This is a genomic window from Dapis brunnea BLCC-M229 (assembly GCF_050015995.1).
Taxonomy (GTDB): Bacteria; Cyanobacteriota; Cyanobacteriia; order Cyanobacteriales; family Microcoleaceae; genus Trichodesmium.
Genome location: NZ_JBNHEP010000090.1, coordinates 1 through 3,789 on the forward strand (window position 1 = coordinate 1; position 3,789 = coordinate 3,789).

Consider the following 3,789-nt stretch of genomic DNA (forward strand, 5'->3'; position numbering starts at 1 on the left):
AAAGGATTCACTAGAATTTTGAATTTTGAATTTTGAATTCAGAGTTGATAATTTTGAATTTTGAATTTATAATTAATCTTGAGCTTTAGTATTTTTAATGATTGCATGAAGAATAGAAATTAATTCATTAGATTCTTTTAGTCATGACTTACGCAAGACCTATATTTTGTAGGGGCTAACGGCCGTTCGCCCCTACAGATGGTGTACAATCTAATATTTTGCGTAAGTCCCATTAGTAAAGGAACTAATCTTTGTTTTAGTTCTTTTTCTGTTGCAATTAGTATCTTTAACTAGTAATTAGTCTCTCTAGCTTCCTAGAGAGAAATATTCATTTTATGGATAAAATTGGCTTTACCGAATTATTAATTATTAATAATTGATAATTAAATAATTCATGCCTTGAAGCCTCCCCTTGGATAGGGGAAAAAGCGGTCGTTTGCGGAGCAGTCCGTTAGGATGGGATGGCGAGGTCTCCTCGCCATATCCAATCGACCAAGAGAGCGGTCGGAAAGCGGAGCAGTCCGTTAGGATGGGATGGCGAGGTCTCCCGCTCTTTCAGAGCCGCTGCGCTTTTCATGTCGGCGACAGCCGAAACGCCATATCCAATCGACCAAGAGAAAAGAAATAATATTTCCTTATATTCAATCCTCTCGGTTTTAACCAGAGGTAATTATCAATTATCCATTATCAATTATCCATTATCAATTAATGAATTTCTGCGTTTTGTGCTTCCTCAATATTTGCGCCTATGCTTGTCCCAAAGCGTATTAACTGTTTACTCAAATCATACCCTGTCCCACCATTTTCTCTCAAAAACTTGCAAAGCTTTACTATTATTATGCTAAAATTTAGACTCTTACTCTTGTATATCTTTTTTTGCCATCAATGGTTGTATTTATTCTAAATTGTAACATATTTTTTATTTTTAATTTTGCCATAGTCATGAAGTCCTATTTATTCTGAATTCCAAAATTCTAAATTCTCAAAAAATTCTAAATTATGATAATGTCCAACCATGAGGTTTCCTCTCAATTTCTTACTCCCCAAAGTTTTCTAGAACGCAGTGTGGCAGCATTTTCTGACAAAGATGCCATAGTTTACCGTTCCTCTCGCTGGACTTATGCTCAGGTTGCTGCTAGAGTTAATAAATTGGCAAGCGCCTTAAAAAATTGGGGGTTACAAAAAGGCGATCGCGTAGCTTTCCTTTGCCCCAATATTCCACCGATGTTAGAAGCACATTTCGGCGTTCCTCTAGCAGGAGGAGTTTTAGTCGCGATTAATATTCGATTAGCTCAATCAGATATTTCTTACATTCTGAATAACTGTGGAGCGCGTCTATTATTTGTGGATACAGAATTATCTCACCTGGTAGCATCAGTGCAGGATGAGTTGGAAACTGTAGAAGAAATTATTAATATAGTAGATACTCAAATAGAGACAACAGGAGAAAAATTACCAGGAACAGATTATGAAACTTTTTTAAGCACAGGTACATCAGACCCTTTACCTTCCCCTCTTACAAACGAAAACGAAGCAATTTCTATCAACTATACCAGTGGCACCAGTGGTCAACCAAAGGGCGTAGTATATACCCACCGTGGAGCTTATCTAAATGCTTTGGGCGAAGCTTTAGAATTAGGCATGAATAATAACAGTATCTATTTGTGGACTTTACCTATGTTTCACTGCAACGGTTGGTGTTTTACGTGGGGAGTCGTTGCTGTGGGTGGTACTCATATTTGTATGCGGAAATTTTTCCCTAATACACTAGTCTCATTAATTATGGATGAGGGAGTGACTCACTTCTGTGGTTCCCCCACAATCTTAATTGCTCTTGCCAATGACCGCGCCATTAAAAAATTACAGCTTTCCCACCCCCTGCGAGTTGCTACTGCTGGTGCCCCACCTTCTCCCACTATTATTCAGACGATGGAAGAGTTGGAAATTGATATTACTCATGTTTATGGTTTAACGGAAACCTACGGACCCCATAGTGTTTGTGAATGGCAAGTACCTTGGGATGATTTACCAATGGCGGAAAGGGCAAAGTTGAAAGCTAGACAGGGAGTGCCTTATATTCATGCTGCTCAGATGCGAGTAGTAGACAAAGATATGCAGGATGTACCTGCTGATGGGGAAACTATGGGAGAAGTGGTGATGCGTGGCAATAATGTGATGCAGGGATATTTTAACGATCCACAGGCGACTGAGTGGGCGTTTCGGGGTGGTTGGTTTCATAGTGGAGATTTGGCGGTGATGTATCCTGATGGTTATATGGAATTACGCGATCGCGCCAAGGATATTATTATTAGTAGTGGTACGAATATTTCGACTATTGAGGTGGAGAGAGTTATTTATAAACATCCAGCAGTTTTGGAAGTGGCGGTTATTGCTATCCCGGATCAGAAACGAGGAGAAGTGCCGAAAGCTTTTGTGACTTTGAAACCGGATGAGAGTGTAAAAGCATCAGAAATTATTGATTTTTGTCGGCAGAATTTGGCACAGTTTAAGGTGCCGAAAGCGGTTGAGTTTATGGAGTTGCCAAAGACTGCTACGGGTAAAGTGCAGAAATATTTATTGCGGGAAAAAGAGTGGGTTGGTTATCAAAAAAGGATTCACTGACACAAATTTAGGTAATTGCTAATTATAGGAATTCCCACACTGGTGAGGTACAAAATTCGTTTGTTTTAGGGAGTAGGGAAGATAGGGGGATGGGGAGTAAAAAATCAGAAAAAAAACTGTACCTCATTAGCTTGAGAAACGCTATATTAATTATATGATGTTCGGATAATAAGTGATAAAAAAGTGTTTGTAGTATTGCTATAGCAAATGAAATACAGCTTATTCCATATAAATAGGAGAGCGATCGCCAGCATAATAAAGATAAAGTTTAATTTAATAGATAATTATTAAGGGAATTTTTACAAAATAATAGTATTATATTAAGTCTACTTCAATAGTTGTCATTGTGACGGTTGGGAAGCAATCTTAATGTTAGAGATTTATTCATTTTTTGATAATATATATAAATTTTTTTAAGATTTGGTTTGATTATGTAAAATTATGCCATTATGGCAACAGTATTCTGGGTAGGCTGATAAATTAGAAAAATATTCAATTGTAATTCTCTGGAGTCCCTCTGAGTTAACAGTTTAGAGCAACACCAGAGCTGATAATAATTTGTATTTTGCCTAGTAATACTATCAAAATTGCTTAATTCTTTTTGAGGAATTAAGCAATTTGTGCGTAGGTATGAAAACCCGGTAATTTTCTTCAAAGACATCTGCCAAAATGGCAACCATTCCCGGATGATTCCAGTTATATTAAAAATGTCAAACAAAGCAAAGTTGTTTGAAAATTTCAAAAACAAATAAGGAGAAACACAATGATTATTTCTGAATTAAACTACTTAGAATCTGCTGAAACTGAAGTATTTGGTGGACAAGGAATCAACATCAACAGCAAGTTCAAATTAGACAAAGATGTTGATGCTAACGTTGACGTTAACGAAACATTCAAGAAGACTGTTAAGCTTAACTTAAGTGGCTTATCTGGAAATGGCGCTGAAGTACTAGGTTCTTCTGATGCTCAAGGTAACAACACATTCACCAGCATCATCTTTGGTACTCAAACTGAAGAGTATGTATCTGAGTCCTTCGTTAACGCTAGCTCCTTCACTAACTAGGTCATAGTTCTAGTCAAACTCAGGCAACCTCCTATTTCTAGGAAGTGCAACTCAAGTTAATCTAGTTTGGTGATGGCAAACTCACAATTTCATCACCAACTTTT

The 3,789-nt window shown here is 37.3% G+C and carries 3 protein-coding genes; 2 read left to right on the plus strand and 1 reads right to left on the minus strand.

Annotated elements, in window-relative coordinates; all coding sequences use genetic code 11:
- Positions 1-705: 705 nt before the first annotated feature.
- Entirely contained in the window at positions 706-870 is a 165-nt protein-coding gene (locus tag ACP6PM_RS10305; RefSeq protein WP_426584292.1) for a four helix bundle protein, read from the minus strand.
- Positions 871-1,005: 135 nt separating this feature from the next.
- Between ACP6PM_RS10305 and ACP6PM_RS10310 the strand changes: the two genes are divergently transcribed.
- Together ACP6PM_RS10310 and ACP6PM_RS10315 are read left to right on the plus strand one after the other, a co-directional pair.
- Positions 1,006-2,622, plus strand: coding sequence for an acyl--CoA ligase family protein (locus tag ACP6PM_RS10310; RefSeq protein WP_426584288.1), 1,617 nt, complete (start codon positions 1,006-1,008; stop codon positions 2,620-2,622).
- 763 nt (positions 2,623-3,385) lie between these two features.
- On the plus strand, positions 3,386-3,685 hold the full coding sequence (locus ACP6PM_RS10315) for a hypothetical protein (protein WP_426584290.1): 300 nt from the start codon (positions 3,386-3,388) through the stop codon (positions 3,683-3,685).
- Positions 3,686-3,789: the final 104 nt, after the last annotated feature.

What these genes read in the sequence shown, in the direction of transcription:
- ACP6PM_RS10310 (WP_426584288.1), top strand. Translation starts at nt 1,006, where the DNA reads ATGTCCAACCATGAGGTTTCCTCTCAATTTCTTACTCCCCAAAGTTTT.
- ACP6PM_RS10315 (WP_426584290.1), top strand. Translation starts at nt 3,386, where the DNA reads ATGATTATTTCTGAATTAAACTACTTAGAATCTGCTGAAACTGAAGTA.